Source organism: Amycolatopsis australiensis, assembly GCF_900119165.1.
Classification (GTDB): Bacteria; Actinomycetota; Actinomycetes; order Mycobacteriales; family Pseudonocardiaceae; genus Amycolatopsis; species Amycolatopsis australiensis.
Genome location: NZ_FPJG01000001.1, coordinates 12,228 through 38,863, shown reverse-complemented (window position 1 = coordinate 38,863; position 26,636 = coordinate 12,228). Strand labels below are relative to the sequence as shown.

Sequence of the window (26,636 nt, the reverse complement as noted above, 5' to 3'; positions counted from 1 at the left end):
GCACCCGCAGGCCCCGCGGCCTTCGGGTGCGGAGGTCGGTGCGGAACCGGCTCTGCAGCCGATCCCCAACCCGAGGAGTGAACCCCAGTGAAGACGACCACTCGTCCGAACGCCCCGGGCCGGGGCAAGGGCAACCCGCTCGACACCATCGAGCGCAGCTTCGACGAGACCGCCCGCGAGCTGGCCCAGGCCGTGCAGACCCTGATGACCACCCTGCCCGACCAGGTCGCCGGCGACCACACCGCGACCGCCGACCCGGCGGAAAAGCCGGGCAACCGGGCGGCCCGGCGTGCCCGCACCAAGGCCCAGCGGCTGGCGCTGGCCGAGATCGAGCGCCGCAACCGCGCGCAGCTGCTGCCGCACTACCTGACCGCCGGACTGATCGGGTTCGCGTTCGTCATCCGCGAGGCCGCGCAGAACGCCGCCGGGATCGCTGCCCTGCTGACCGGGCTGGGCGTGCTCGGCACCAGCGCGCTCGGCTACTGGATCGCCCGCCACCGCCGGCAGCTGCTGGATGGCTGGCAGCTGTGGACCGGGCTGCTCGGCATGGCCGCCGCGGCCTGGATGACCCTCGCCGTGGCGATCGGCGTCAACTGGGGCAGCCTGGCCCTGGCGATGATCGGCGACTTCTCCCTCGGCGCCCGCTGGTGGCGCCACCACCAGCACGACCTGCGGGCCGCGAGCGAGCCAGAACCGGCCGCCGAGACCGTCGAGCCGGTCGAGATCGACGACGCGACGATCGCGAAGTTCCCGAAGCTGTGGGCCGACTTCGTCGGCAAGACCGGCTACTGCCTGCCAGGGTCGGCGCTGATCGCCGGCGAGCGATTCGACCACGGCGTCGAGTACGTCCTGCGCCTGGCCCCGGGCAAGCAGTCCCTGGCCGACGTCCACGCCGTGCTGGGCAAGATCGCCACCGCTCTGGGCATCCCGGCTGTCCGGCTGCTGGCCGAGCCCTACACCGAAACCAACGACGAGGGCGAGGAGATCGAGCAGCCCGGCCTGGTCAAGTTCACCGTCATCCTGGCCCAGCCGATCAAGGGCGCGGCGTTCTTCACCGACCCGGCGCTGCTGCCGGGCGGGTTCGTCCCGATCGGTCCCTACGTCGACGGCCGCGGCACCGCCACCTACCGGCTGTTCAACGCCAGCCGCATGCTCAACGGCCTGGTCGTGGGCTCCCCCGGCACGGGAAAGTCGCGGCTGCTGGAGATCATCGGCCTGTGCGCGATGTGGACCGGGGTCATCAAGGTCATCCACATCGACGGGCAGAACGGCGAGTCCTGCCCGTTGCTGTGGGACAACACCGAGCACTACGGCCGGGACGAAGCCGATCTGGCGCTTGCGCGGCTGCAGGAAATCCAGCGGTACCGGGAGACGAACAAGCCGGCGCACCTGCGCGGGAAGTTCCGGCCCACGCGGGACTACCCCGGCGTGCTGGTGATCATGGACGAATCCCACCTGAACATCACCAAGGAGAACAAGGAGGGCTGGAAGAGCCTGTTCCGGGAGGCGAACAAGATCGGGATCGGGTGCCTGTGCGCGGACCAGGACCCGTCGGTGCAGACCTGGCACGACACCGCGCTGCGTTCGTTCCTCAAATCCGGCAACGGCATCGGGCTGCGGGTCGAGGACGCGACGTGCTCGCGGATTGCCGCCTCCGGCCCGGACGCGTTCGACCTGAACACCCTGCCCCGCAAGCCCGGCGTCGGGTACGTCATGAAACCCGATCACCCCGAGGCCCGGCAGGCGGTCTACCAGGGGCTGTGGGCGCCGGACCAGGACGACGCCTACCCCCTGGACGAAACCACCGGCGAGCGCAGCCGCGACCGGACGATCCCGGACAACGTCGTGCTCATCGAAGAGTGGTTCGCCCGGGCCCGCGGCCGCGCAGCTGAGCTCGACGCCGGCAGCGAGGCCGCCAAGCTCAGCGTCACCCAGCCCCGCCCAGCGGCTGGTGACGCCGGTGCCGGCGGCGCGGCGTCCGCGCTGATGACGAGGCCGCGAGCGTTCGGCAGCGCCGGTGGCGTGCGGCCGGTGCCAGGGTCACGAGCTCCGCTGCCGCCGACCATCGGCATGCCGCCCGCGCCGCCGGCACCGGCACAGCCCACCGCGGAGCCGGTTGCCGCGGAGGCGGTGAACGAGTCGCTGCGGCTCGTGCTGGGGGCGATCGCGTCCGGGCTCGACCAGCCCGGCCGGATCGCCGACACCATCGGCTGCACCGCCCGGCACGCGGGCACGCTGCTGGGCAAGCTGCGGGAAATGGGGCTGATCGACCGGGAAGGCAACGGCAAGGCCGTGCGCTACTTCCTCACCGAAGAGGGCCGCCGCGCCGCCTGAAACACCGGTGGCCGCCCCCGAAAGTCCGCACCGGACCTTTCGGGGCGGCCGCCCGGTCGTCACAGAACCTGCGCTCAGCCCGCCAGAATCCACATCTCCTCGATCGCCTGAATCAACCGCGACCAGTCCTCGATCTGGCCCCGCTCGGCGCGGCCCTTGGTGGCCCACAACAGCATCCGGCGCCGCTGCTCCTTCACGTGATGCTGCGAGTCCGAGAAGCCGCTGCGCAAGAACTTGAAGCAGTGCATGTGGCCTTCCTTGAACGCCCCGCGCCGATCCATCGACGGCGGCCCCAGCACGTTGAACACCGCCTTCATCGCGACGAACCGGTCGATCTCGCGTTCGTCCCGAAACGCTGCCCCAGCCACGTGGGAGAACACCAACTCCTCGCTCATACCGGCAGACCCTACCGGCCCACACCGACAAAACCCCTGCTCACGACCCCGGGCTGCCGTGCTGGGAACGCCGCCGGCAGTCCGTCCACGCCCGCGAAGGAGCCCAGCCTTGAACACCACGACCACCATGCCCGTGCGCGAGCCGCTCGACACCCCCGCCGACCCGCAGCTGCGCTACCTCGAGCTCGACGACCTCGTCGACGGCCTGGTCGCCGCGTTCACCCGCAGCGACGACGACACCGAGGACGCCCGCATCCTCGCCACACTGGCCGAAGCCACCGCCGAGCTGGCCACGCTGTCGAGCTCGGTGCACCACCCGGTCACCGAGCACGAGCTGATCGCCGCCGACCGCGACGACGCCCGCCTCGCCGCGCTGCTGGCCGACGTCGCCGCCACCCGCGCCCACCGCACGCCCCGCACGGTCACCGTGCCGGAGCTGGAAGCCCACCCCTACGTCCGGGCCGTGCTCGAGCAGATGGCCGGCCAGATCGACCAGCCCGGCTGGGTGCTGGCCCACCGGATCAACGTCCTGATCGACCACGCCGATTTCGCGGGCCTGGACACCAGGCTGGCGCAGCGGCTGGCCCTGGCCGTCTCCCGCCGCCCCGACGGCGAGAACGCCGCCGAACACGAAGCCGCCGACGACCAGCTCGCCCGCGCAGCGCAAGCCGCCTGAACACCCCTTCTTGAATGCGAGCCAGGACGCCCCGGCTCGCCCTGCTGCAGAGCGACCAACCCGTAGAGCCGCCGACGCCGTTCACCACTGCTGACCAAGCCTTCTCCGAGGAGCCCTGACATGTCCTCCCCCCACTTCAGCACCGAGTGCGCCAAGCACCATCACGTCGTCCGCGATTACCGCGGCCCCGCACCGAAGATCACCGTGTTGTGCGGCTCCACGCGATTCAGCGACGCCTTCCGGACGGCCAACCTCCGGCTCACGCTCGAAGGGCACATCGTCCTGTCCATCGGCTGCGACACGAAGTCCGACGCGGATCTGGCGTCGGCGCAGCTGTTCGGCCCGGAAATCGCCAACGCCAAGATGCGCCTGGACCGGCTCCACATGCGCAAGATCGACCTCGCCGACGAGGTACTCGTGCTGAACGTCGGCGGCTACATCGGCGAGTCCACCCGAAACGAGATCACCTACGCGACCCGGCTCGGGAAGCCGATCCGGTACCTCGAAACGACCAGCGAAGCGTTGCCGGAGGCCGACTGAAAGGCAACAACCCGTTCACCAGCCGTGGGTGGGCCATCGCCCATCGCCGTCCTCGCCACCACCGCTCGCACGGCCCGGCCACCGCTCACGGCGACGCACTGACCCCCGTTCGCCTGCATGAAGGGACCGATCCTCTGATGTCGACCACCACCGAATTTCCCGCCGTCGCCGAGCCGGCCGGGACCGAATCCGCCGGCCCGGACGGCGGGCTGCGGCCGCGGCTGCGCGGCCGCTACGCCGACTACCTGCGGATCGGTCAGACCCTGGCCGATCTGGCCATGCTGGGCCTGGCCGGTGCCGTGTTCTACCTGATGGTCTTCACCGCCCCGGCCCAGCTGCTGTGGCCGGGCGCCACCGGCGGCACCCCGCAGCACTGGGGCGCCGGCATCGCGGTCGCGGTGCTGCTGCTGGCCGGATTCGGCTACAGCCGCGCCGCGATCCAGGAGAACTGGGCCCTGACCCACCACCTCGACGGCGTCACCGCCTACCAGCTGTGGGAGATCAATCGGGACAGCCGTGCCCTGGAGCGGCGGATCTTCGTCGTCGACTTCGCGTTCACCGCGCTGCTGCTGTACCCGGCGTTGCCGGTCGCAGTGGCCCTGTGGCACCACAACGACCCGGCCGAGCTGGCAGTGCTCGGTCCGCAGCTGGCGGTGCGGGTCGTCCCGATCGCCTCCGTGGTGCTGCTGCGGATCCTGATCGGCCACGGTCTGCACGCGCTCGTGAACGTCCTGCAGGACCGGCAGGAGATCGCCGCCCGCGAGCGCCACGAAATTCCGGCGGCCTGACCGCTTCGACAACCAACCCGCACAGCGCAGACGGGGCGGGGTGATCCGACGCCGGGATCACCCCGCCCCGTCTGCTCTCCGACTCGCTGGGGGAAACCCGATGCTCACGGCCTTGCTCAACGCCTTCAACAGCCTCGACTCCACGGCCCGGTTCGTCGTGGTCCTGGTCCTCGTCGTCGTCCTCTACGGGGTGTCCGGCCTGATTTGGCCCCACACCTCCTGTTCGCACTGCAGCGGCGGCAGGCACCACTCGCCCACTGGCAAGAACTGGCGCCATTGCGGGAAATGCGGCGGATCCGGCCGGAAGGTCCGCGCCATCTCCCGGCTGCTTGGCCGCAGTCGCGACGACTGACCCCCGCCCCCGGCTCGCGCGCCGTGCGCGGCCTGCTGTGAAGGGAGGACCGATCGGTGCCCTCGACCGTGCGCGCCACCGACATCGCCGACTACCTGCAGCACCAGCACCACGCGGCCCCGGCGGCCGCCAAGCAGGCCGGGCGCGACATCGCCGCTGCCTGGAACGACTACGAGTTCTGGCTCGAGCCGACACTCGCGCCGCTGCGGCAGGCCGCAGCCGCTTCCCCGGAGTGGACCACACCGCCCCGCGAGGTCGTCACTGCCCTGGCCATTCGGTTCGGCCGCCACATCCACGACAGCCCGACCTACACCCCGGCCGTGGCCACCGAGCCCAACGGCCGCCCCCGCATCCGCCTGAGCCACTGCACCCGCGCAAGGAGCTCCCGCCCATGACCACCGTCCCGTTCACCACCACGACCGCCACCCCGCTCGGTGCCGTTCCCGCCCCGCGTACCCCGCCCCCGCCGCCGGAGGGCCGGGACGGCGAACCCACCGCGGTGCCCGGGCTGCTCATCGTCGCCGACCGCACCCCCGACGGCGCGTTCACCGGCCTGTGGACGCTCAGCGCCCCCGGCGGCGGCCGGGTCCGGCCGACCACCCTGACCTACATCCGCGAGCTGGCCACGCACCTGGCCGACTTCGACCTCGACTGGCCCTACCCCACCGGCAGCCCGGCCTCGGCCCGGCTGGCCCGTGAGGTCAGCGCCCGATTCACCCGCGCCCAGGCCGAGCGGCGCCCGCTGTGGTGGGCTCGCACCAGCTGGCTGTCCCACGGCCCGCTGTGGCGGGTCGGGGCCGGTGACGGCGACGTCGCCAGCGTTCCCTTTGCCGACTTGTGGCAGCTGCTGGACCAGCTGCCCGCCGACGAAGCCCATGTCGGATTCGACCCGGCCCCGACATGGTCGCTGCGCTGCGCGGCGCCGCTGTGCGATGACGGCACCGGCCGGCCCCTGCAGCTGCACGCCCAGGACGAGGACGGCAGCGACGCTGGCGTGCTGCGCCACGCCGAGCGCAACGTCCTGCTCGTCGAAGCCGTCAGTGCGCGCTGGGCCCGCCGCGGCCGGCACTGGATGTGCCCGGCCTGCACCCTCGAGCACCTGCCCAACCCCGGCCGCGACCTGCGCTGGTAACCACCGCGGCCCCTCGAGCACCGGGAGCGCTGGCCCGCCCCCGGCCGCACCACCACCCCATCTGCTTTCCTGTCTGGAGGACACCCAGCATGGCGATGACCACCGTGACCGACGCGCACTCGTTCAACCAGCTCGTCGCGTTCCTCGACGGCCGCACCCTCTCCACCCGGCCCCTGCCCAGCGAAGACGAGGCCCGCCGTGCCTTCGAACACCTCGTGTGCGCGGCCAACGGCAAGCTGCGCGACGGGGTCAACCACCACCAGGCCCCCGAAATCTGGGCCGCGATCCTCGCCCGCCTGGGCAACCCGGTCGACGTCGCCCGCACCGTCGATGTCGTCCTGCTCGCCGAACGCGACGGCGTGCTCTCGGTCCTGCTGATTCGCCGCCGCCACGACCCGTTCGCCGGACGATGGGCTCTGCCCGGCGGCTACGTCGACCTCGCCGACCGCGACAGCGCGCGCGAGGGCCAGGACGACACCGAAGTCGCCGCCTACCGCGAACTGCGCGAGGAAACCGGGCTCACGGCCCAGCAGGCGCGGCTGCGCCGCGTCGGCGTCTACGACACCCCCGGCCGCGACCCCCGCGGACCGGTCGCCTCCACCGTCTACACCGCCCGCCTTGACCACCAGCCCACCCCGACTGCCGGCTCCGACGCCGAGCACGCCCGCTGGCTGCCGGTCAGCACCGTGCTGTCCATGCCTGACCAGCTGGCCTTCGACCACATCCGCATCCTCGCCGACGTCGTCGACACCCCTCACGGCCTGACCCCGATCGCCTGAGCCTCACTCGTCACCTGGCCCAGCACCCTGCACGTCGGTGTCGACCGCGGGGTGCTGGGCCTTCGCCGTCACCTGGAGACCACCTCGTGCCTGACACTCTGCTGCCCGACCCGGCCGAACCCAGCCCCGCCGCGGCCGTCCTGCGCCGCGAACGCACCCGCTGGATCCGCCGCGAAGCCGATCTCAACCAACGCCACGCCGCCGGCCTCGGCAACGTCACCGGCGCCGCCCGCATCGAAGCCCGCACCGCCCACCTCGTGCTCACCTACGCCCTCTCGGTTGTCGAAGGCCGGTCCAGCAGCGTCGGGTCCTTCGACGACCTCGTCCGCCCGAACCCGCCGGCACGAGAGGCGGCGGGACCGTCATGAGCGATGCCTACGACCAGCTCCCCCACCCGCCGGTCGACGGGCTCGACCGCGTCAGCTGCGAGTACCTGGCCGCCGAAGACAGCCGCATCGTCGCCGCGGTCCACGGCCGCGCCGCCGAGCTGTTCGCCACCTACAAAACCGACGTCGCCCTGGCCAGCAACGCCGCGCTCGCGATCGCCGAGCTGCAGACCCTCGGCAAGCTGATCCAGGCCAGCGCAGCCACCTATCGCGACGCCCAGCGCCGCACCCCGAACAACGCGAGCTTCCGCGGCGAATCGCGATAAGCGCGTCGCCACTGGCCGATTTCGGCTACGGGGGCGGCGTGTCTTCCCGTGTTTCGTGCGCGTGAAACGGTAGAACGTGCGACATGGAGGAACGTCGGAAGACCGGCCGTCCCTGGAAAGGGCCACGGAAGCGCAAGTCGCTGATCGTGCCGATCCCGCTGGCCGAAGCTGCGGAGCAGTACGCCAAATCCCACGGTATGGACTTCAACGACTTCTGCGCCCGCTTGATGGCTGAGCACCTGCGTGAGCAGGGCATCGACATCAGCTACACCCACCCGATCCAGGAGCAGCTGATGACCGCGTAAATAAAGACGAGGCGTAGCGGTTGCCCACCGCTCGCCTCGTCATCCGCTTCGGGCGACTGCACCACCAGTCGCCGTCATCCGTACTGACCGGTTCTCGGGTTACCAGCCCGATTTCCGCTCAGGCGGCCCGGTTGTCAGCCGGGCCTGTATCCCACCTGCAAGGGATTTCGTGTGTCCAGGATAAGCCCTGGGTCGCGCGCGCACCAGAGGCGCGCCGACCGACCCTGTTTTACCTGCGGAAACGCCGTGGCGGAGCTGCGGCGCGACCTGCCGTTGAGGTTCACCTGCCCGGAGATGGCGACGCTGTGCGGCCGCTGCTGGCTGCAGTTCGGCGGGAAGGCCGGCGCGGCCGAGGCCGGTGCCGCCCCGTCGGCTGCGGTGCCGGTGCGGCCTGCGGACGGCCCGACGGAGTGGGCGCAGCTGCTGCTGGCGGCGCCGTGGGTGCAGCAGCTGCGCCGCGACGCCCAGACGCGGCTGAGGACCCTGGTCGAGACGTTGCGGAACTGGGCCGACTGGTCCACCTCCGAGACCTGGCCGACCTGGGCGCGGCTGCAGGCCGCCACCGGGTGGGCGCGCTCCACCCTGGCCGCGTGGCTGCGGCAGCTGTGGATCCTGGGCTGGATCGACCGCATCGAGCCCGGCAGCACCCCGCAGTTCCGCCCGATGGCCAGCCCCCTGGAGGGCAACCGCGCGGCCGTCTACGGCCTGCTCGTCCCCGCGGCCGCCGAGCAGGTGGACCCGGCGCAGCGGCACCGCCGCTACCTGATGACGCTCTCGGAGCTGCGGGAGAAGATCGCCCAGCTCAAGGCCATTGAGGACAAAAACTGGACCCCCTCTTGGTCTTTTGATCTTTTAGGGTTAAAGATCGAAGTTGGTTACCTACGTACGCGCGCGAGCGAGCTTTTCCACAGGTCAGCGCCGCTTTCCGGGGTGGATGAACCGAAGATTGAGCCGCTTCGCGGCCGCATCGAGAAGAAGAGGGCGGGCCGGTTCGCGACGGAGGTCCCGACCACGCGGGCTGAGATGCTTGCTGCTGCCGCTGAGCTGGCCCGTGAGCACCCGGTTCTGGGTCGGCTGAGTGCGCGAGCGATCCGATCGGTGTGTCGTCGCTGGTGGCGTGCCGGGTGGACGAACCGATGCGTCCTGTGGGCCCTGCGCTACCGGCCGACCGGCTGGTCGGGGACCGAATCGACCCACGCTGAGTACGCCGTTATACACCCGGCGGGGTGGGTGCGCAGCCGGCTTTCGGCCTGGCTGGACGACCGCGGGAACCCGCTGCCCGGCCGGCATGCGCTTCTTGCCGAGCGTGCGGAGGCCGCCGCGTCCCGGCGGTTCCGGCGGGAGGTGCACGGCGCGGCGATCGAGAAGCTCGGCGTGATCACGCCGGAGGCGGTCGCCGCCTACGGCCGCCGGTGCGTGGCGGAGCTGGCCGCCGAGCGACGTGCCGAGCAGGCGCGAACGGCCGCGGTAGCGCAGGTGCGCGAGACGCTGGCCGAGGTCCGCGCCTCGCGTGAGCTGCGGACGTCGCTGCAGCAGCAGCTGATCGCTGATGCTCGCCGCAGCGTGACCGTGGCGACGTCGGCCCCGGCCGCGGTGGTTGTCGACGAGTTCGCCGGCTTGGATCCGGCGGAGCGGCGGCGGCGAGTTCTCGACCGCGCTCGCCAGCGTGCCGCCGATGAGGCGCGGGGCCGAGCGCGGCCGCGGCGATGAGCGGGACACGCGGACACGTATAACGCCCTATTCACCCGGGCTGGCTACGGCTCGCGTAGGCGCGTCGCGCTGACCCGGATCAGGCGTCGTCGGCGGAAGACGTCGCTGGGGACGTGCCGCTGGTGTCGACCGGCTGGTCCGCCGGGCGGCGGCGGGACGTCGTCGCGGCTCCGGGCGGCGGCCAGTACTGGTCGAGCTGGCCGAGAAACCCGTCAGGGTCGGCGCGTAGCGCCCGCAGGCACGCGATCACGAACCCGCGGATTTCACGGCTGCGGCCGGACAGGATCCGCTTCGCCGCGGCGAGGTCCTCGGCCGGCGGACGGACGTTCAGCTGCTGCGGGTTGGCGTGCTTGCTGGGCATACAGGTGATCCTCCCACAGGTGGCTAGCCACCGGATGATGCGACTGCTAGCGTGGTGGCTAGCCACCGTGACGTGCTCAAACATTGCGTAGCTGATCGAAGGGAGCTGCTCGTGCTCAACGCCGAGAACGTCTACCCGCTGGCCCGGCCGAGCGGCCGGCTCAGCAAAGTCACCCACCCGCTGATCGCCGCCGTCGCCGCCACCCTGGCCGAGCACGGCTTCCCGCAGCCCGTCGGCACCCGCGACCTCGCACGGCTGTACCGGGCCCTGGACCGCTTCGCGCACGGCCCGGCCGACGAGCCCGCCGCTGCGAGCGGAACCCCGCAGATGACCGGCATGGACGCGATGCCGAGGTGACCAGCCGCCGGTCGCGGTGAACCCCAGCGGCCGACGCGGATCCGGTGGCAACCACAACCGAACAGCACTCGAAGACTCCCGGCCGGGGCGCGGACGAAGGCCCTAGGAAGCACTCCCGCGGCCCGGCCGGGTTCCAACCACCTCGCGATGGAGGAGCCTCCAGTGTCTCATTCCCGTCCGCCCGCCACACGCAGCGACGCCCAGCGCGCCCGCCTGGCGCTGGCCGAAGCCGACTGGGCCAACCTGGCCCGCTTCGAAGCCACCACCCGCGACCCCGACCGGCCGCTCACGGCGCTGCAGTGGCTGGCCGGTGCCGCGCTCGCGGCCGCCGTCGCCGAGCACTTCACCGCCCTCGCCGCGATGACCACCGGTACCGCCGGCGCCCGGATGTGGGCCGAGGAAGCCACCCGGCTGCGGGACACCGCAGCCCGCTACGAGCTGGCCGCTACCCTCGCCGAACCCCAGGACAGCGACCATGTCGCGCACGACGCTGCATGAAATCCAGCTCTGGAACGGCGTGTGGACCTGGTGTAATGGTTACCGCGACGGCCTGCCCTGGTGGAAATACGGCGACTGCCCGGCCGAGCTGGTGACGAAAAGCCAGCTGCACGAACAGAAACTCCGCCGCCGCCGCGGCCAGGACCCGTACGGACTGCTGGTGTTCCGCCACCGCCGCTGGGGCGAGCAGGTCGCCGAGCTCTACCGCATCGACCTGGCCATCCCGTCCCGCCCGATGACGCCGCGCTGGCGCGCCAGCATCGAAGCCATGCAGCGGGCCCATCGCACCTGCAGCGAATGCGGCCACGAATTCGAGCACTACCTGGCCACCAGCACCTGGACCTGCTGGGACTGCATGGAACGCACCGGCCGCTTCGGCGCGCCACCTGGTCACGAGCTCGACCTCACCGCGGCCCGCCGCATCGCCTGAACCCGCAAGCCACCTTCTCCGAAGGACGTGAACGTCATGCCCACAAACGACTCCGGCGCCTGGCACGCCACCCTGGCCGAACAGGAAAACGCCGCCCGCCGCGCCCGCAAACAAGCACAGCAGCAGAAACAGCAGCAAGGGCAGGGACAGCCCCGATGACCCGCCCCGCGATCCTTGGTCTGGGCCAGGCTCTCAGGCTCGTCGACACCAGCGGCGCCCGAACCGCCGCGTTCCCGCCGGCGAGATCGAGCGAATGCACGCCGAACTCGCCTCCGCCACCCCCACCCAGCTGCTCAGCGAGGGGTTTCACCGCCGCCCTGATCGCCCGCGCCGTCCACGACACCTACGAATTCGAGGTCCACCAGCGATGAACCGACCACACACCACCCGCTTCTCCGCCGATGTCGCCACGCTGCCCGACGCTCCCTACGTCATCGGCGCCGCAAACGGCGCCCAGCACGCTGTCGCCCGCTGGGAGGCCGAAGCCGCGCTTACGGCCGGCCGCCCGGGCTGGCTGGTGGGCACGTTGTGCGGGCGTGCCGCCACCGTGGCGCCCGCCTGGGGCACGTTCGACCGGACGAACCCGCGGTTTGGCTCCGGATACCTGACCGGGCGCTGCCCGTACTGCGGATGGCTCGTCGCACTCGAGCAGAACACCGAGCACGCTGAAATTGCCGCGCTCGCCCCGGCCGCCGACGAGCTGCCCGCGCTGACCCGCCTGCTGCCCGACCCGTACCTGGCGGTGCGGATCTGCGAGGCGATCCTCGCCAGCGACCACTGGGACCACGACCACCCGCACCGCGCGCAGCTGCTCGGCCACACCGCCGCACATGCCCCGAGCCTGCTGCTCCCGGAGCAATGCGCCGAAGGCGCATGCGACGAAGCAGCCGAGCACGGAACCTGCAGCTACCCCGACGCCGACGTCGGCTGCCCGGCGTGCAGCGTCCGCGCCGGTGCCTGGGCCGGGGAATGGGAAGGCCAGTTCACCACCGAGTGCACCGCCACCTCCCCGTGCGACGTCCTCCGCACGCTCGCGCGCCACTACGACGTCCAGCTCGGGACGTGACCGGGGCCGCCCACCAGCAGCACGTCACAACCCGCCTCGCTCGATAGGAAGCCAGATTCCGAACCCGCCACCGTGCCCGCACCTGGACAGCAGACAAGGAGATCACCGATGAGTACCCCGCCGACCTCTCCCCACGCCGGAAACTCCGCGGCCGAAACCGTCCACTCCGGAGAGATCAACGGTCTCGACGCGGCCATCGACTACGCCGACAATCTGGGCACTTACTGCCTCACCGCCCACGACGGCATCGCCGCGGTCACACCGGACCCCGACGCGTTGGTCCAGGCCTGCCAGCAGTCGGCGGCGGCCTTGCACGCCGACGGCGTCCGCGGGGACACTCTCGCCTCAGTGCACGAGGTGCAAAGCAGCGTCATCGCCGCCGCGCAAGCCGTCCGGGACGCGATGGCCAACTGGGAGATCGCCGCGGCCGCGGCGCAGAAACTGCGCGCCGGGCTGCGCGCGCAGACCTCCGTGCAAGACGCCTACAGCGGCAGCCCGGACGCCGGAAGCCGCGAATTCCTCACCGGCGAGCCGACGGCAGCACCCGGATCCGCCAACCCGGCCTCGCCCGCTCCGGGGAGCCCCGCCACCGACAACACGACCCGAGCCGAGGAACACCAAAGCCCGCAGGAAGGGAGCCCGGACATGCCGAACAGGTCGCGATCCGACCGCCCCGATCGCCGCACCCTGACCAGCGGCCGCTTCTCCAAGCACAGGCTGCCCGACCCCGCCGACGACGCGGAGCTGCAGCAGCTGATCGCCGACTACTTCGACCCCCTGCAGGACAAGGACCCGCGCTCGCTCAAGGACATGCTCGACGCCGCACCGGATGACCAGCGGGACGCCTGGACCCGCCGCGCCGACGAGATCGCCCGCGCCTGGGGCTCCTCTCTGCACGGCCCCGACGGCTTGTTCCGCTACCTCGACCCCGCCGAACCCCCCGCGCAGCCGACCGACACCGCGGCCGACACGGCCGAGCCCCCGCTGCCCGCGGCCGCGTCGCCCGCCCAGGATCCTCAGCTGTCCACCGAAGAACGCATCCGCGCCGCCTTCCACGAGCTCGCGAACTCGCCGCACTCGTTCGTCACGCCCGCTTCCACCGTCTCCGACGCCGGCGAGCTGGCGCCGGCACCCGGACCGGTCTCGACCGAGCAGCGGATCCGCGACGCGGTCCGCCAGCTCGCCGCCGAGCCGGGCGACTTCGTGCGCATCGCGAAGGTCCGCGAACTGGTCGGCGACGACGTCGACCCGGACGAGGTCACCCGCGTCCTGAGCGACCTCGCGCGCGCCGACCCGGACGTCCAGCTCGCCAACGCGGCCAACGCCAAGGCCCTGACTGACGCCGACCGCGCCGGCGCCCTGAAGGTTGGCAGCGAAGAGCGACACCTGATCGCTATCCAGCCGCCCTGCATCGACGGCGCCGCGGACCACGTCCGGGCCATCGGCGTGGCCAACGCGAGCGACCAGGAACTCGAGCACGGCCTCTACGCCCCCGAGGCGCGTTCCCAGCTGATCGAGGAGATCCGCGCCGAGCAGAGCCGCCGCAGGCAGGCCGCTTCCGCGGCGGGCCTGCGCGAAGGCCAGCAGACGCCGCGCACGGCGCTGGCCCCGGCCGAACCGGTGTCCACGGAGGACCGGGTCCGGGACGCTGTCGCCAAGCTGGCCACAGAGGACGGCGGCTGGGTCGGGCTCGTCGACGTCCGCAAGGCCCTGCCGGACGTCGACCACGACGAGGTCAGCCGGGTCCTGCGGGACATGTCGCGCACCGACCTAAACGTCCACCTCGTCCCGGAGGACAACCGCAAGGCGCTCGCACCCGAGGACCATGCCGCGGCGGTCACCGTGGGTGGCGAAGAGCAACACGTCATCTCCATCGAGCGTCCCCGCGACCCCGCCGCCAAGGACCGCGTGCAGGCCGCCGGCATCGGCAACGCCACCGACGACGACCTGGCCCTGGCCCTGCGGGATCCGCTGCTGTCGACGCGGACCCACGACGAAATCCGCGCCGAGCAGAAACGTCGAGCCAGCCGGCCGCACGAGGACGTCGCCCCGGCCACCGTCGCGAAGACGTCGGCCGCGGCTGAGCGGTCCGGCTCGATCGAGGCCGCTGGTTCCGTGCCCTCCGCCGCGGCGATCGCCGCGCGGCTACGGGAAGCTGCCACCGTGGAGCAGGGCGCAAACTACCTCGCCGAGCAGAAGCTCGACCGGGACACCCTGCGCGCCGTCGCCGCCGAGCTGGGCATGACCCGCATCGGCCGCCTCAGCGACACGAAACTGCGCGAGCGGATCCTCAACCAGGCGATCGCCGCGCGCAACAAGTACGCGGGCCTGCGCAACTGGTGATGGCCGGCCGGGCCAGTCGAGGTTCCGCGCGGTCCATCCAGGCTCGAGTTCGAGACGTCGTCGCCAACCTGTCAAGCCCTGATCAAGTCGCAGAAAGCCCCCAGCCGTCGGCTGGGGGCTTTCTGCGTTCTGGACCTGTCCACTGGACACAAATCCGACAACAACACGACGGACGCTTCGGGCGGCCGGCGCGTCGGGTGGTTGCGCTCTCGGTGTAGCGATTACGACCGTCGCGGCGACAGCACAGAGCCGAAGATCACCATCTGGCCAGCCCGTCGAACTTCCGCCGGGCGCCGATCGCTTGCTTCAGGATCCGGCGCCGCAGTTCGGCCTGACCGCGCACGTTGTCCAGGCGGGTCAGCTGCAGCGCCGCGGCCACGGCGAGCAGCCCGTCGCGGTCCAGCTGCAGGCGCTCGAGGTAGGCGGCGCCTTCGTCTTCGGTCTCGGTGGCCCGTAGCTGCGCGGCGATCGCCGCGGCGTCGATCCCCGCCGGGCTCGCCTCGGGGGCCGGCCCGGCCGTGCTGGGTGTGGCGGCGGGCGGGGCGCTGTCCAGCGCCATGGTGACCATTCGTTCGGCGGCGGCCGCCATGCTCCGGATCTCGCGGATCCAGTCGAGCGTCTCGCGCAGCACCGCGGCCGCGCCCTCGTCGGTCGCGGGCTGTAGTGCCGCCCGCCACCTCGGTCCGGAGTCGGTCGGCTCGGTACGGACCTGGCTCAGCACGTCGTCGGTGATCGTAGTGACCAGGTCGGTGATCTGGTCGTAGGCGGCCAGCACGGCGTCGGGGTCCAGGTCGCCGGTCTGCGGGTCAGGCATTGTCGCCGCCAGCGGCGGTCCGGCTGCGTTCGGCTAGCCACGCGTCGGTGTGGTGGCGGCGCAGGATGGCGGTGCGTTCGGCTTGGGCGGTGGCGATCACGTGATCCATGGGCTAAAACCCTCGGTATCCAGCGTCTTTGACGAACTGGCGGAATTCCTGCATGAGGACGTTGCGCTCGTAGCCCTTGGCGTAGCGCAGCTCGTGAATGTAGTGGACCAGATGGTGGTTGGCGACAGTCTTCCGCCAGTCCGCCGCCCACCGGGTGCCGTGTTTCGGGACGGTCTTCTGGAACCGATCGCGCACGCGCACGCTGGGGCCGGCGCCGACTCGGAGGTCGGAGAAGGCGAGTTCGTTACGTATCTCGTCGAGTGAGGCCTGCTCGACGTCGCCGGCGAACTGGATGCCGAGGTCGATGACCATGAAGCCGAGCTGCTGAGCCATCCAGAAGAGGGGATCCTGGGCCTTCCGGCAGACAAATACCGGCAGGATTGGCTGATCCGGGTGGGCGGTCTGCAGCACGCAGGCCTTATCGAGCAGCTGGTAGACCTCTTCGGAGCTGGGATACATCCAGCCTCGGATGTTCTTGATCTCGATCATGACGACGATCGGCTCACCGAGTTCTCCGACAAGCAGCGGGACGTGGATGCCAGCGCTGTCGAGTGGTCCCGGCAGGTCGGTGCCGAGCAGCCTGGTTACCTCGCCGGCGTCGGGCCGGAACGGCTGGATCCCGCCGGACATTAGTAGCCCGCCGCGGACGGCAGCCTCGCCGGCGGGGCCGATGAGACCGTGCCGGTAGCGCTCGGTGCCCTGGGCCCAGCCGAGGTAGCGGCCATAGAGGAGCCGCTTGCGGGCGGCGGCGTGGGTGATCGCGGTCTTGCGGCGACGTTGGTCGGCGGGCTGAATCGTTTCGATCTGGTGTCCGCCGCGGCTGGCCACCGGCCCGGTGCGGAGAACCTCGCCGCGGGCGACGAGGTTCCTCAGTGCATTCGAGATGTGGTGCGGGTTGATGTTGATGCCGGAGTCGGCGTAGCCGGCCTCGCTGATGCGGGCTTCGAGCTCGAGGGGGACGACGGCGTGCTCGACGTTGAGGACTTCCCGGATGCGCTCTTCGGCGCGCTGGGTGTACTCGGCTTCGTCGGGCACCGGCCCAGTATCGGCGAAAGTTCAGTTTCACCGCATCTGAGATGCCCTATATAGAAGTTGTTGCTACCCCTCTCCGGGCTTGGGGCGTCCACCTGCGATCTCCAGAGTGTTGTGTATTAGGGATTGTGCCAGCATCACCCTGGACCTGAGCTGCGAAAGTGCTGGTCCTTGGGGGTCTCCGCTCGTGGTTGCAGACAACTCAGCGGCGTTGGCATGGTCGAGCAGGCCGGGTCGCAAGCGGTGCCTTGGCGCTGCGCTCAAACTGAAAAGGGCCGCGCCCTTGACGGCGTCCGGCTGCTGTCCAGGACGAAACGGCGGTGCCCTGACGCACGTCGTGCCTGCCCCTGTCCGGCGCTGATCGCAGCTAGGGTCCGCGGATGAGTGAGCGCCAGCGCAAGCCCGTGCTCCGGGCGGCCGGAGAGGACGAACGTTCGGAGGTTGCCGTCCGGGTGCATGAACCGGCGTCCGGCCAGACGACGATCATCCAGGTCAGCTTCACCGGCGGACTGCAGAGTGACCAACTGCGTGCCGCGGCGACCTGGCTGGACGAGCACAGGGATGCCACCGCGTTGAGCATGTCCGTCTACACCAGCGACGACGACGAGATGGTGCTGGCGATGTTTGCTGACGACGGTATCTACCGGCCGTAAATACCCCGATCAAGGAGAAGGGCCCGCCGCCGCGGCTGGCGCCAGCCCAAGAACAACAGCGCGAAGCAGCGACGACGGACCAGCGACTGGTGAACTCGACCTGGACAGCAACCGCGCTCTCCTGCGAGCGGATCCACAATGCACGGAAATGTCGGTGCCTGCTGGCACACTCCACCCCCATGAACAGCAGTTTCACTCCCGGCGCCCGCAGCCGAGTCTTGGTGGTCGGCTCATGACCAGTGATGCGCAGAGCGCGGCGGAGGTTGCGGCAGGCCGCGGCGAGGGAACGGCCGCCGAATTCGTCAACGCCTGGGTGAACGTCGTCCTGGACGATCGCAACTGGGCGCTGGCGATGGGGGTCTCGACGTCGGAGCTACGGCTGGCCACCGCGCAGCACTTCATCGTCCGCGCCCAGCAGCTCGGAGTGCTCGAGGTTCCCGATGACGGCCGCGACGAGGTCGCCGCCGACTTGGCCTCCGTCGACACCGACCACCCGTTATGGAACTTCTACGCGACGTACTTCCTCGACAGCTTCGATGACGTACGCGGAAGGCAGCTGGCGCATAGCACACGGCCGCGGCCCATCGACGTCGAGCACGAAGGCGTGCTGCTGATCGACTACGCCTCCAGCCCAGGCGAGCTGATGACGGTCGACGGCCAGGAGATGAAGCAGCTCCGCGCCGAGCACCCGCCACAGCCCCAGTGGCCGCTCGTGGCCCGCCGCGTTTCGCACGGCTGGCTCCTGGCCAGCTTTCGTGAACAGCTCCCTCAGCCCGGGTGGCCGCCGTTCTTGGGCTGAAAGGCCACCGCGTCACCCCGCCCTCCCGTCCGCCATCGACGTCATGGTGATCGGCGGCGGCCGCTGAGGGGTGTTTGGCAGTCAGGCCCGCTGGGCTGGGGGGCCGGGGATGTGGGCCAGGCACAGGGCGCAGGGCATCCCGGTGATGGTGTCGATCAGCTCGACGGCCTCGCGGTTGAGGTGTTGTCCGCAGAGCGTGGTGAGCTGCAACTGGGTGGGTGTGCCGTCTGGAAGAGCGAGGAAGTGGACTTCGCGGTCGCGTTCGCCGACCGGCCGGCCGTCGGGCCGGGCTGCGCCGAGGCGGAGCCGGGCCGCGACCACGCGGTGGTCGTGGCGGGGGCGTCGGTCGGTGGTGTGCGTGTGCGTCATAAGGGTGTCCGTCCAGTGCGTTCGGGCACGCCTGGCCGCGAGGGCCTCGTGGGCGGGCGATGGGGTGACATACTGAGCGGCGCGGGGCCGGCCCTGGTGTGAGCTGTGGTGCCGACCCCGCGGTGAGGCGGTTCTTCTAGCAGGGGATCCGCATCAGCCGATCAGGGAGCGAGCCTGGTCGGCGAGGGTGGCCAGCAGGACGAGCAGCGGCACGGTGAACATGATGATCACCGCGCAGCCTCCCCTGCTGGCCTCCTTTTTCCGGTGCTTTCCCATGCGTCCTCCTTGTGGGTCGGGGACTGCGGACGCAGCCCGTGTGCTCTCGCCGACGGCGAGATCCCCGGTCGTGCGGCACACGCCGGGAGCTGATGGGCCGGCGCCGACCCGGCTTGGAGCTGCACGAGCAGGCTGGCCACGCCCTGCCCGGCCAGTGCTCGTGCGGACGCGGCAGCAAATGCAACAGCTAACTGCACGTGCAAACGCGCAAGACGATTTTCTTTCATTAACGGTGAACCTCCCAGCTGATTCACGGATCCGGTGTTCGTGAAGCCCGGTGCGGGCTGCACAAACACGACGCTATCGGGTCGAGGAAACCGTGCGGAATGGTCGTGCGATCAACGGTTTCTTCGGCCGTTAACCGGTTTGTTCCGGACCAGTAGAACCGAAATCCCGCCGCAGTCCCGTGCATGTCGGGACACGACCGTGACCAGGCCGGGACTGAAGCGCGAGTGAACAGAAAGTAATCGGGGACTGAGACGAGTGTCCCAGCCCCCGATTCACTTGCGGGTTACTCCCCCGCAGGTGACCGCCGGTGCAGGTCTGCAGGCCACGGGGGACGGTAGTCAGCCGTGCAGGGTGCGCGGCTTCACTGGCCGCGGGGAAACGGCGCTCTCGAGCCGCTCATCCAGCAGCAGCCGGATGGTCTCCGGCGGCACAGTGGGGTGCTGCTCGCGTAGCAGTTGCTCGGCGAGTCGGCTGGCCCGGTGGTTATCCGCACGCAGTCGCCAGTTCTGGGCCTGCAGGTTCTGCACCTGCTCGCGGGCCAGGTCTCGCTGGGCTCGGACGCGGTCAAGCTCCTCGCTGCGCTGCCGGAACCCGTCCACCACGGCCCACAGCATTTCCCACAGCGCGGCGGGATCTTCGCTGACAGGCCGCGCGGCTGCCGGTTGCTCGGACACCGGCCCGGCTGCGGGCGCGGTGACCGGTGTGCTCGCGCCCGGGGCCGGGCAGGTGAGCGCGGCGAACGCGGGCACGGCGGCCGACTCAGCGAGCTCGGCCCGGATCATCTCCACGGTGACCGTGGGTTCGTCGGCCCAGGCCGGCGGGACGACGGGCCCGGTGTAGTCGCGGGTCGGTTTGTCCCGCTGGTGCGCGCGGCTGTAGAGCGCGGCCGCGCGGGCCAGAACCTGCTCCCGCTGTGTTGGCGGCAGTACCGCCTCGATCATGTCGACGATCCGGTTCCAGCCCGGCGTCGTCTCCGCACCCTTGCCGAGGAACTTGGCGACCCGCCGCCGCAGGCTGGGGACGTCCTTGGTGGCGCACCAGTGCCCCTCGCGGTCGCCGTAGACGGCCAGCAGCCGGTGGTAAGTCTCGGTGAGCGCGTCATCATCGTCGGCCAGGCAGACCAGCAGGAACAGGATCAGCTTGCGGTCGTCGGGAGTGAGCCGGGAGTTGGTGAACTCCGCCGTCGAGGGCAGCCCACCCAGGGCAGTGCGGCCCTGCCTGCGGCGTGGCCGCGGGAAGTCGGTGGATCGGCAGGCCGGCGTCAGAGCGCCCGCCAGGGCCGAGGTGGAGGTACTACTACGCGCCGTTGTGCCGCGCATCGCCGTGTCGTCCTTATCTGGTCGCTCCCCGACAACTCTCGGTAGTCGTCGCTCGCAGCCCAGCCCGCGAGTGAACGGGAGAAGGAAAAGTCCACGCTCAATTTCTGCCCGACCCCGACTCGGACGTTCTCCGAAAACTTCAGTGCGTACTCTACCGGCTCATTGTCACTCCCCTTTCTTGTTCCACCCAGTGATCGCGACGCGGCGCCGAAATGTCGGCTCCTCCGCCGGACTACGCGTGAAGGCGGGCTCCGGAATCGCCCCGGAAGCCCGCCCCGTGTGCTTCTTCAAAACCAAGATAGTGGCTCTGAGCCGCCGGGACCGCACCCCGCCGGGCGCTTCCCTCGAACGGCACGTGACCGGTTCGTTATGACGCCCGAATGGCCTAGTGATCGGCGGTTGATCGACACGCTCCGTTCACCTACGGCGGTGTCGCCACTCCTTAGGGGAGGGCGAGTCGGAGCTCGCCCTCCCCTGAACGTGAAGCGAACCCACCGTCAGCGTGTGCAATTTGCAGTTCGCAGGATGGGGATCCAGCGGAGTGCGGCGACGAAGCTCGCGTAGCCGCGACCAAGGACATCGGGGCTCGACCAAGGCCACGGCTGGCAGTTGAACGGACCTACCGCGGGGACAACGCGCCGAAGTGGGCGACCAGGGACGTCGTGCCGAGGTTCAACAGGACGACGGCCGCGACGATGATCAGCACCAGTGCCACCAGCGCGCGCAGCAGGCGGCTGGTTCCGTACTCGGTCACGAGCACGTTGGCGAGGCCGGCGACGAGAGCCGAACCAGGAATCCTGGAACCGTGCGGCTCATCATCGGTGTTGTGGAGCCAGCCGCCGATGAAGCCGTACCGGGCGCGCGGCTTTCGGGACTGCTCCCCCGACACCTCCTCGCCCACGGACTTGGCCGTGGATTCTGGTTCCGCCGTCGCCAGCGGTTGCAGCGGCGTAGCCCGCAGGGCTGGGTCGGGCCCTTCCCTCGCCGGTAGTGTCACCGGCGTCTCCTCGCCGACGGCAAGCCGGGGCGGACCGGAGATCACCCGCTGCCGGATGACCTCGTGTCGGACGGGACGCCCAGGCGGCTCATGCGAGAGCTCCGGCGTCCTGCCCTGGCGGCGCAGCACATCGAGCCGCTGCCACTGCCGCAGCACGATCGCGACTTGCTGAGGTGGCACGCCGCAGGCGGTGAGATACGCGGTGATCTGCTCGGGGCTCCGAGGAACAGCGGTGGATCCCTCCTTCTTCAGGTTGTAGACCTGACTCCGGCTGATCTTCGCCTTGATTGCGAGCTGGCCCGCGGTGAGACCCGCCCGATCCAGAACGAGCTGGAACACCCGAGCCAGATCTGCCGGTGTCCGCAGCCGCAACTCGTCCTCCGACAGCAGCGCCATGCTGCGGTGCCGACCCGTCATGCCGACCCGGTCTGCTCGCTCGCCGGCTTCGCGGCGCGCACTGAGGACCGATGCTCCTGCCCGCGGGGCGGGCTGCAGCATCGCGTGAGCCATGGCCCGTTCTGCGGTGGTGGCGCGACAGGCGCCGAGAAGATCATTCAGGAAGTCGGCGCCGGGCAGTGCTTCGCCGGTCAAGATCTGCAACATGTCGGCGTCGGTCACATCGACTGCCGCGGCGAGCTCGCCAATCGAAATCCCGGCACTGCGCCGGAGTTCCTCGAGTAGCTGATGCAGCGCCACCGGTCGCAGATCGCGTGGTTTGCCACCATCCGGCATGGCCGACGAGCCATCCGGTACCGGCAGGGCGGTGCTGGGTACGGCGGAGGCCGGCGCCGCGGAAACCGCGTCCGCCGCTGCGGCGGCGAGACGCATCGCGATGGCCGTGCGGGCGCTGCGCCGGGCCGGGGTGCCGGGGCCAGGCGGGATGTCGAGCTGGATGCGGGTCATGACGCGTGTCCCATCGCCCGCACCAGCTTCATCAGCCCTCGGGGCAACACCAGCAAGCCGCTGCCCACGGCCACACCGCCGGAGGCGATCAACAGTGCTTCGTATGGCGGGATCCCGCGGGCGATCAGCCAGCCGATGAACACCAGGACCACAGTGATCAACAGAACCTGCGCTGCGGTGATCGGCGTTCCCAGCCGGGCGTCCCCGCCCGGATCGGCACCACCAGGGGTTGACACAAGAGGCATCGAAGCCCCCACTTTCCTGAACAGCGGCTGCCCAGGTGGGTGCGCACCTGGGGCAACCCGGGAACGGTCTTGCCGGAGCAGATAGGTCCGCCCAGACACCGGAGGTTGCCGCCTCCGGGCCTCCGCAGCGCACCCGCGAAGACGCGTCAATCCTCGCACGCGTTACGCGTTCGATACGTCACCTTGCGACGAATCCGCGTCCAGGTTCACCGACCGACCGGTGTCCAAGTCCTGTCCAACTGCCCAAGTTCGCGGCCGGTGACCCGTCACACGGAAGGATGAATTTGTTGGAGTAATCCCAGTTCCAGCGCGCTTCGGCCCTGTTCCCGCAGGTGAGAAGCCGTTCGTGTTTTGTCCAAGTGGCGGATTTCGGGCCCTTTGCAGGCTAGGCTAGCTCTCGTCACCAGATGACACCCTGACTGCCCACATCGGTCTTGCTGGAGCTCAGGGAGCGACACCGGCGACATGTCTTTGCCGAGGCGTTCGCCATGTACGGCCCCGCGGATCCATGATCCACGGGGCCGTACGCCTGTCGCAGAACACCGGTTCTCGCCGAGGAGTCGGGCACTTCACCTCCTGGGTGGGCTACTCCGACGTCTGCGCCGAGCGCCCCGCCGACATTCCCGTCACCGAGCACGCGACGGACACGCACGGGGTTCGTGCTTCGTCACGATCGGTTCATGATCATTATTTGCCGTCGGCCGTGCCCTTGCGGTCGGCGGGGCCCAGAGTTTCAGCTGGGGCCAGGACAACCGCAGCGGCCTGGTGGTCGTGCCGCGGTGGCCGGTGCCCGAAGCCGCCGGCCACCGCGGGTGCCCCATGCGCAGGCCAGTCGACAGGGAAACCGGCGCCGGCGGTCCTCCGGCCTGGCTCCGCCGGGATGGCGACGGAGCCAGGCCGGTAGGTGAGAGACAGGCAGATGATCGATTGCAGCACTTGTCGCACAGTTATGCAGCGTTTGTAGCTTACTGGCTGCAACTAACGCTGCACTGATGGGCTACATTTGCTGTATGGAGATGCGACAGGCGCTGGAGTTGGTGGGTGGGTTCACTGCCGACCAGTGGGGCATGGTCACCTCCCGCCAGGCCGCCGGGGTTGCGGTGGATCGTTCCACGCTGCATCGCCTGGAGGCGGCCGGCTACCTCGACCGGGTCCGCCGTGGCGTCTACGCCTCCACCACCGCGGCGGTCACCGCGGCCCGCGACGAGCAGGCCGCCTGGCTCGCCCTCAACCCCGCGGCCGCGGGGTGGGACCGGCCGCTGCTGGATCCCGACGGCGGCGTGCTCTCTCACCAGTCCGCAGCCCGGCTGCACGGCCTTGGCGAGCTGGTCAACGACCGGATCACCTTCACGACCCCGCGGCGGCGAACCAGCCGCGACCCGGACCTGTGGTTCAAGAAGGCCGAACTGGCCGAGGACGACGTGACCCAGGTCGACGGCCTCCCGGTCACCACCGCGCTGCGAACGATCTGCGATCTACTCGACCAGCACCTCGACGGCAGCCACATCGCCACGATCATCCGCGAGGCCGTCCTGGCCAACCTCGTCAGGCTCGACGTTCTCGCCGAGCGGATCGGTCCCTACGCCCTGCGCTACGGCGTCCGCCGTCCCGGTGACGGCGTAGCGCTGCTCGAGCACCTGCTCGCCGGAATCGGCACCAGCGCGGCCGACCTCGCCCGCCGACCCGCCCCGGCCCGTACAACCGACACCGCCCGGCTGCTCGCGGACATCAGCCGCGCGGTAGGAAACCCGCTGGCTACAGGAGAGGTCGGTGCTGGGATCGGGAAATACTTCAGCGAACTCACGCCCCAAGTGCTCGCCGAGATCCTCAAAGACGTCGCGCCGGTGTCCGAACTGCTGCGGACACACCCGGAACTCCTGACCGGGTCCAGGTTTGCTAAGGCCGCGGCGCCGCTCAACGCGCTGGCCGACCTCGACGTCGGCAAGGTCGCAACACCGCTCAACGCCCTGGCCGCCCGCGACCCCGGCGTGGATGACCGCATCGCGGAGCACGCCCGCGAAGATAGCGCTCGTGGAAGAACCGAAACGTCCAACCAGCCCGCGCGCGTACCTGGCCTCGCAGAAGAGCCGAGCGGAGAACATGGCGAGGCAGACCGGCGGCAAGGCCGGTGAGCTGCTGGATCTGCACTTCCACCGCCGGCTGATCGCCCGCGTCTTCGACGGCGACGACGCCGGCAACTGGGTGCTCAAAGGCGGGCAGGCCATGCTCGTGCGCTGGCCGGCTGCCCGCTACTCCACCGACGTCGATCTGTTGAGCGCCGAGGACACCACCGACGCCGCCGTCGAGGCTCTCAAAGCCGCCGCGGCCCGCCGGCTGGACGACGCCATCTGGTTCCGCCACCTCAGCACCTCCGAGCAGACCCACGTCGACCGCCCCACCCGCAAGGTCAAGTTCATGGCCATGTTCGGCAACGCGCCGCTCAACCACCGGGTCAGCGTCGACGTCGTGGTGTCCGGGCACCAACCCCGCGGCGTGATCACCACCGAACCCCTCGAACCACCGTTCACCACCGACTGCGCGCCCTGGCCGAACGCGCGGGTCTTCCCGTTCGAAGACCACGTGGCCGAGAAGATCTGCGCGATGTACGAGCTCTACCGGGCGGGCGGCAATCCGTCCACGCGGTACAAAGACCTCGTCGACCTGGTCCTGTTCGCCCTCAAGGTGACCCTGCCCGGCGCCGAAACCCACCGCATCCTCCGTGACGAGGTGACACGCCGCCAGCAGCGTGGTGTGGTCCTCGAACTGCCCGAGCGCTTCCAGCTTCCGGACGAGCAGACCTGGCCCAGCGGCTACGCGAAGATCGCCGAACAGGTCGCCGAACTGCCTGAACACTTGCGGCGCATGGACCATGCCCGGCTCCTCGCCGACGCCTTCATCTCCCCGCTCCTGCAGCCCGAGCCGCCAAGCGGATCGTGGCGACCCGATGAACGCGCATGGCGATGAGCGGCGGGAATGGGTGAGGCTGGCCTTTATGCACATCCCGTCGTCGAGATCGTCAACGGTCGGCTGTTGTGGCTGGCAGTATGGTGACCATGACAAACAGTGAGCGAGCCGTGTACGTGGTACATGACCGCACCACGTCTGCCCAGCCCGGCATCCTGACCACGGCGTTCGAGTCCGTGACGAAGGCGATCGCGCACCTCGACGCGTTTCGCGCTCAGCAGCCCGGCGCCCCCGGCCCGCTTCACTGGGAAACCGGCCCTGGCTGGGCCGATGGCCGCGATGCTCAGGGCAACACGGTGTTCTACGTGTTCGGCCTGGCCCTGGTCGCCGACAACGAATTGACCTACTTCGAGCGAACTGCCCGACAGCGCTGACCAGCGTCGGCGGGCAGTTCCTTTCGGCCGGTCCGCGATGTCACCGGCGGCGGGACAGCCGGTTTCGAGGCCGGTGGCGCGCTGTCCTCAACCAGGGCCGCGCCCGCGCCGATACAGCTGAGGTGAGCGAAACACGCCAGCAGCGCCGAGCCCGCCAGCGCCGGGAAGCCAAGGACGCCACCCGACCAGGACCCCGGCCACCGGCGGCTTCCGGCGGCACCGCGGCGAAGCGGGAGCGGATCATCGATGTCGAGCTGAACCGGACGCTGTTCGACGACGACCCCGCCGACGTCTACGTGTCCTGGCACGCCGAGTGGGGCATCCGCGACGACAGCACCGGCACCGAGGACAGCAGCGAAGACCTCGCCGAGCTGGTCGCTGCGGTGCTGGAGGATCTGCGGTCGATGGCCGAGCACAACACCGTCCGGGTGGAGTGGACCATCGGCGGCGACCCGCCGGAAGGCTCGACCATCGAGGCGGAGATCGCAGCCCTGGGCGTCACGCTGCCGAACGAGGTGACCGCGTGACCGAGCTGCGGTTCTCCTCCAGCCCGCGGATGACCTGGCTGTGGGCGCCCGACGCCGAAACCGCGGCCCGCGTCCGCGGATACGGCCGCCCCGCCCGCCGCGCCGGAGCCGAGCTTCCGCTGGTCACCAACATCGACATCGGCGTGACCGCCTACGAAACCTGCCAATCGCTGGCCGCCGCCGGGTTCACCTTCACCTGGCACGAGTCCGTGCACCCGCTGAACCGCAGCGGCTGGCCCGCCGACCTGCCCGGCATGCCCGCGACCGACCAGGGCACCCCGGCCAGCTGACCCGGCCGCCATGGCCAAC

Annotated in this window: 34 protein-coding genes; 25 read left to right on the top strand and 9 right to left on the bottom strand. The window is 70.3% G+C overall.

Translation table 11 applies throughout. The annotated features are described in order from the left end of the window. Positions 1-87: 87 nt before the first annotated feature. Positions 88-2,334, top strand: a complete 2,247-nt coding sequence (locus BT341_RS00225) for a hypothetical protein (protein ID WP_072474328.1) — start codon at positions 88-90, stop codon at positions 2,332-2,334. A 74-nt stretch (positions 2,335-2,408) separates the two neighbouring features. Here BT341_RS00225 and BT341_RS00220 read toward each other — a convergent pair whose 3' ends face one another. Beyond that, positions 2,409-2,729, bottom strand: a complete 321-nt coding sequence (locus BT341_RS00220; RefSeq protein WP_072474327.1) for a hypothetical protein — start codon at positions 2,727-2,729, stop codon at positions 2,409-2,411. A 109-nt stretch (positions 2,730-2,838) separates the two neighbouring features. On the opposite strand from BT341_RS00220, the gene BT341_RS00215 reads away from it, so the two are divergent. The 11 genes from BT341_RS00215 to BT341_RS00165 all read left to right on the top strand — a co-directional run bounded on the left by BT341_RS00215 (position 2,839) and on the right by BT341_RS00165 (position 9,663). Beyond that, positions 2,839-3,405: a hypothetical protein gene (locus BT341_RS00215; RefSeq protein WP_072474326.1), complete on the top strand. Its 567-nt coding sequence runs from the start codon at positions 2,839-2,841 to the stop codon at positions 3,403-3,405. 120 nt (positions 3,406-3,525) lie between these two features. Next, complete coding sequence (locus tag BT341_RS00210; protein ID WP_245804853.1) at positions 3,526-3,945, top strand: hypothetical protein; 420 nt, start codon at positions 3,526-3,528, stop codon at positions 3,943-3,945. Between the two features lie 137 nt (positions 3,946-4,082). After that, positions 4,083-4,733: a hypothetical protein gene (locus BT341_RS00205; protein ID WP_072474325.1), complete on the top strand. Its 651-nt coding sequence runs from the start codon at positions 4,083-4,085 to the stop codon at positions 4,731-4,733. A 100-nt stretch (positions 4,734-4,833) separates the two neighbouring features. Then, a complete protein-coding gene (locus BT341_RS00200) occupies positions 4,834-5,085 on the top strand; it encodes a hypothetical protein (protein WP_072474324.1) in 252 nt (83 codons plus the stop codon). Positions 5,086-5,141: 56 nt separating this feature from the next. Then, positions 5,142-5,480, top strand: a complete 339-nt coding sequence (locus BT341_RS00195) for a hypothetical protein (protein WP_072474323.1) — start codon at positions 5,142-5,144, stop codon at positions 5,478-5,480. Beyond that, on the top strand, positions 5,477-6,217 hold the full coding sequence (locus BT341_RS00190; protein WP_072474322.1) for a hypothetical protein: 741 nt from the start codon (positions 5,477-5,479) through the stop codon (positions 6,215-6,217). Before BT341_RS00195 ends, BT341_RS00190 begins: the two co-directional genes overlap by 4 nt. Before the next feature lie 89 nt (positions 6,218-6,306). Beyond that, positions 6,307-6,996: an NUDIX domain-containing protein gene (locus tag BT341_RS00185; RefSeq protein WP_245804852.1), complete on the top strand. Its 690-nt coding sequence runs from the start codon at positions 6,307-6,309 to the stop codon at positions 6,994-6,996. 86 nt (positions 6,997-7,082) lie between these two features. After that, entirely contained in the window at positions 7,083-7,364 is a 282-nt protein-coding gene (locus tag BT341_RS00180; RefSeq protein WP_072474321.1) for a hypothetical protein, read from the top strand. Then, positions 7,361-7,648 (top strand): hypothetical protein, encoded by a 288-nt coding sequence (locus BT341_RS00175; protein ID WP_072474320.1) that lies wholly within the window; start codon positions 7,361-7,363, stop codon positions 7,646-7,648. The genes BT341_RS00180 and BT341_RS00175 overlap by 4 nt, the downstream gene beginning before the upstream one ends. Positions 7,649-7,731: 83 nt before the next feature. Further along, positions 7,732-7,953 carry a hypothetical protein gene (locus BT341_RS00170; RefSeq protein ID WP_072474319.1) on the top strand — a complete coding sequence of 74 codons (222 nt, stop codon included), beginning with the start codon at positions 7,732-7,734 and terminating at the stop codon, positions 7,951-7,953. Between the two features lie 246 nt (positions 7,954-8,199). After that, complete coding sequence (locus tag BT341_RS00165) at positions 8,200-9,663, top strand: hypothetical protein (protein ID WP_072474318.1); 1,464 nt, start codon at positions 8,200-8,202, stop codon at positions 9,661-9,663. 79 nt (positions 9,664-9,742) lie between these two features. On the opposite strand, the gene BT341_RS45060 is transcribed toward BT341_RS00165, so the two are convergent. Next, complete coding sequence (locus BT341_RS45060; protein WP_072474317.1) at positions 9,743-10,024, bottom strand: hypothetical protein; 282 nt, start codon at positions 10,022-10,024, stop codon at positions 9,743-9,745. 111 nt (positions 10,025-10,135) lie between these two features. Between BT341_RS45060 and BT341_RS00155 the strand changes: the two genes are divergently transcribed. The 6 genes from BT341_RS00155 (at position 10,136) to BT341_RS00135 (ending at position 14,718) form a co-directional block, all read left to right on the top strand. Continuing rightward, a complete protein-coding gene (locus BT341_RS00155) occupies positions 10,136-10,381 on the top strand; it encodes a hypothetical protein (RefSeq protein WP_072474316.1) in 246 nt (81 codons plus the stop codon). A gap of 162 nt (positions 10,382-10,543) precedes the next feature. Further along, the gene (locus BT341_RS00150; RefSeq protein ID WP_072474315.1) at positions 10,544-10,879 is read left to right on the top strand and encodes a hypothetical protein; all 336 of its coding nucleotides are present in this window, start codon (positions 10,544-10,546) and stop codon (positions 10,877-10,879) included. Further along, positions 10,857-11,309: an RRQRL motif-containing zinc-binding protein gene (locus BT341_RS00145; RefSeq protein ID WP_072474314.1), complete on the top strand. Its 453-nt coding sequence runs from the start codon at positions 10,857-10,859 to the stop codon at positions 11,307-11,309. The genes BT341_RS00150 and BT341_RS00145 overlap by 23 nt, the downstream gene beginning before the upstream one ends. Positions 11,310-11,336: 27 nt before the next feature. Beyond that, positions 11,337-11,468 (top strand): hypothetical protein, encoded by a 132-nt coding sequence (locus tag BT341_RS47230; RefSeq protein ID WP_281255956.1) that lies wholly within the window; start codon positions 11,337-11,339, stop codon positions 11,466-11,468. A gap of 208 nt (positions 11,469-11,676) precedes the next feature. Then, complete coding sequence (locus BT341_RS00140) at positions 11,677-12,375, top strand: hypothetical protein (protein ID WP_072474313.1); 699 nt, start codon at positions 11,677-11,679, stop codon at positions 12,373-12,375. 108 nt (positions 12,376-12,483) lie between these two features. Then, complete coding sequence (locus BT341_RS00135) at positions 12,484-14,718, top strand: hypothetical protein (RefSeq protein WP_072474312.1); 2,235 nt, start codon at positions 12,484-12,486, stop codon at positions 14,716-14,718. Positions 14,719-14,974: 256 nt separating this feature from the next. Here BT341_RS00135 and BT341_RS45055 read toward each other — a convergent pair whose 3' ends face one another. Both BT341_RS45055 and BT341_RS00125 read right to left on the bottom strand, forming a co-directional pair. Beyond that, on the bottom strand, positions 14,975-15,532 hold the full coding sequence (locus BT341_RS45055) for a hypothetical protein (RefSeq protein WP_177328696.1): 558 nt from the start codon (positions 15,530-15,532) through the stop codon (positions 14,975-14,977). Between the two features lie 112 nt (positions 15,533-15,644). Beyond that, positions 15,645-16,676, bottom strand: coding sequence for a hypothetical protein (locus BT341_RS00125; protein ID WP_072474311.1), 1,032 nt, complete (start codon positions 16,674-16,676; stop codon positions 15,645-15,647). 377 nt (positions 16,677-17,053) lie between these two features. Here BT341_RS00125 and BT341_RS00120 point away from each other — a divergent pair, with 377 nt between their 5' ends. After that, complete coding sequence (locus BT341_RS00120; RefSeq protein WP_072474310.1) at positions 17,054-17,326, top strand: hypothetical protein; 273 nt, start codon at positions 17,054-17,056, stop codon at positions 17,324-17,326. Positions 17,327-17,558: 232 nt separating this feature from the next. Beyond that, complete coding sequence (locus BT341_RS00115; RefSeq protein WP_072474309.1) at positions 17,559-18,125, top strand: hypothetical protein; 567 nt, start codon at positions 17,559-17,561, stop codon at positions 18,123-18,125. Positions 18,126-18,206: 81 nt separating this feature from the next. Here BT341_RS00115 and BT341_RS00110 read toward each other — a convergent pair whose 3' ends face one another. The 5 genes from BT341_RS00110 to BT341_RS00095 all read right to left on the bottom strand — a co-directional run bounded on the left by BT341_RS00110 (position 18,207) and on the right by BT341_RS00095 (position 22,453). Then, complete coding sequence (locus BT341_RS00110) at positions 18,207-18,494, bottom strand: hypothetical protein (protein ID WP_072474308.1); 288 nt, start codon at positions 18,492-18,494, stop codon at positions 18,207-18,209. A 153-nt stretch (positions 18,495-18,647) separates the two neighbouring features. After that, entirely contained in the window at positions 18,648-18,770 is a 123-nt protein-coding gene (locus tag BT341_RS47225) for a hypothetical protein (protein ID WP_281255955.1), read from the bottom strand. A gap of 566 nt (positions 18,771-19,336) precedes the next feature. After that, positions 19,337-20,317: a hypothetical protein gene (locus tag BT341_RS00105; RefSeq protein ID WP_072474307.1), complete on the bottom strand. Its 981-nt coding sequence runs from the start codon at positions 20,315-20,317 to the stop codon at positions 19,337-19,339. Positions 20,318-20,936: 619 nt separating this feature from the next. Continuing rightward, positions 20,937-22,217, bottom strand: a complete 1,281-nt coding sequence (locus BT341_RS00100) for a helix-turn-helix domain-containing protein (RefSeq protein WP_072474306.1) — start codon at positions 22,215-22,217, stop codon at positions 20,937-20,939. Then, positions 22,214-22,453 (bottom strand): hypothetical protein, encoded by a 240-nt coding sequence (locus tag BT341_RS00095; RefSeq protein WP_072474305.1) that lies wholly within the window; start codon positions 22,451-22,453, stop codon positions 22,214-22,216. Before BT341_RS00095 ends, BT341_RS00100 begins: the two co-directional genes overlap by 4 nt. Positions 22,454-23,478: 1,025 nt before the next feature. On the opposite strand from BT341_RS00095, the gene BT341_RS00090 reads away from it, so the two are divergent. From BT341_RS00090 to BT341_RS00070, 5 genes are all read left to right on the top strand, one after another. Continuing rightward, on the top strand, positions 23,479-24,594 hold the full coding sequence (locus tag BT341_RS00090) for a type IV toxin-antitoxin system AbiEi family antitoxin domain-containing protein (RefSeq protein ID WP_245804851.1): 1,116 nt from the start codon (positions 23,479-23,481) through the stop codon (positions 24,592-24,594). Next, positions 24,563-25,426, top strand: coding sequence for a nucleotidyl transferase AbiEii/AbiGii toxin family protein (locus BT341_RS00085; RefSeq protein WP_177328693.1), 864 nt, complete (start codon positions 24,563-24,565; stop codon positions 25,424-25,426). Before BT341_RS00090 ends, BT341_RS00085 begins: the two co-directional genes overlap by 32 nt. Before the next feature lie 89 nt (positions 25,427-25,515). Next, complete coding sequence (locus tag BT341_RS00080; RefSeq protein ID WP_143168412.1) at positions 25,516-25,800, top strand: hypothetical protein; 285 nt, start codon at positions 25,516-25,518, stop codon at positions 25,798-25,800. Between the two features lie 122 nt (positions 25,801-25,922). Further along, a complete protein-coding gene (locus BT341_RS00075) occupies positions 25,923-26,327 on the top strand; it encodes a hypothetical protein (RefSeq protein WP_072474301.1) in 405 nt (134 codons plus the stop codon). Beyond that, positions 26,324-26,617 (top strand): hypothetical protein, encoded by a 294-nt coding sequence (locus BT341_RS00070; RefSeq protein WP_072474300.1) that lies wholly within the window; start codon positions 26,324-26,326, stop codon positions 26,615-26,617. The genes BT341_RS00075 and BT341_RS00070 overlap by 4 nt, the downstream gene beginning before the upstream one ends. Positions 26,618-26,636: the final 19 nt, after the last annotated feature.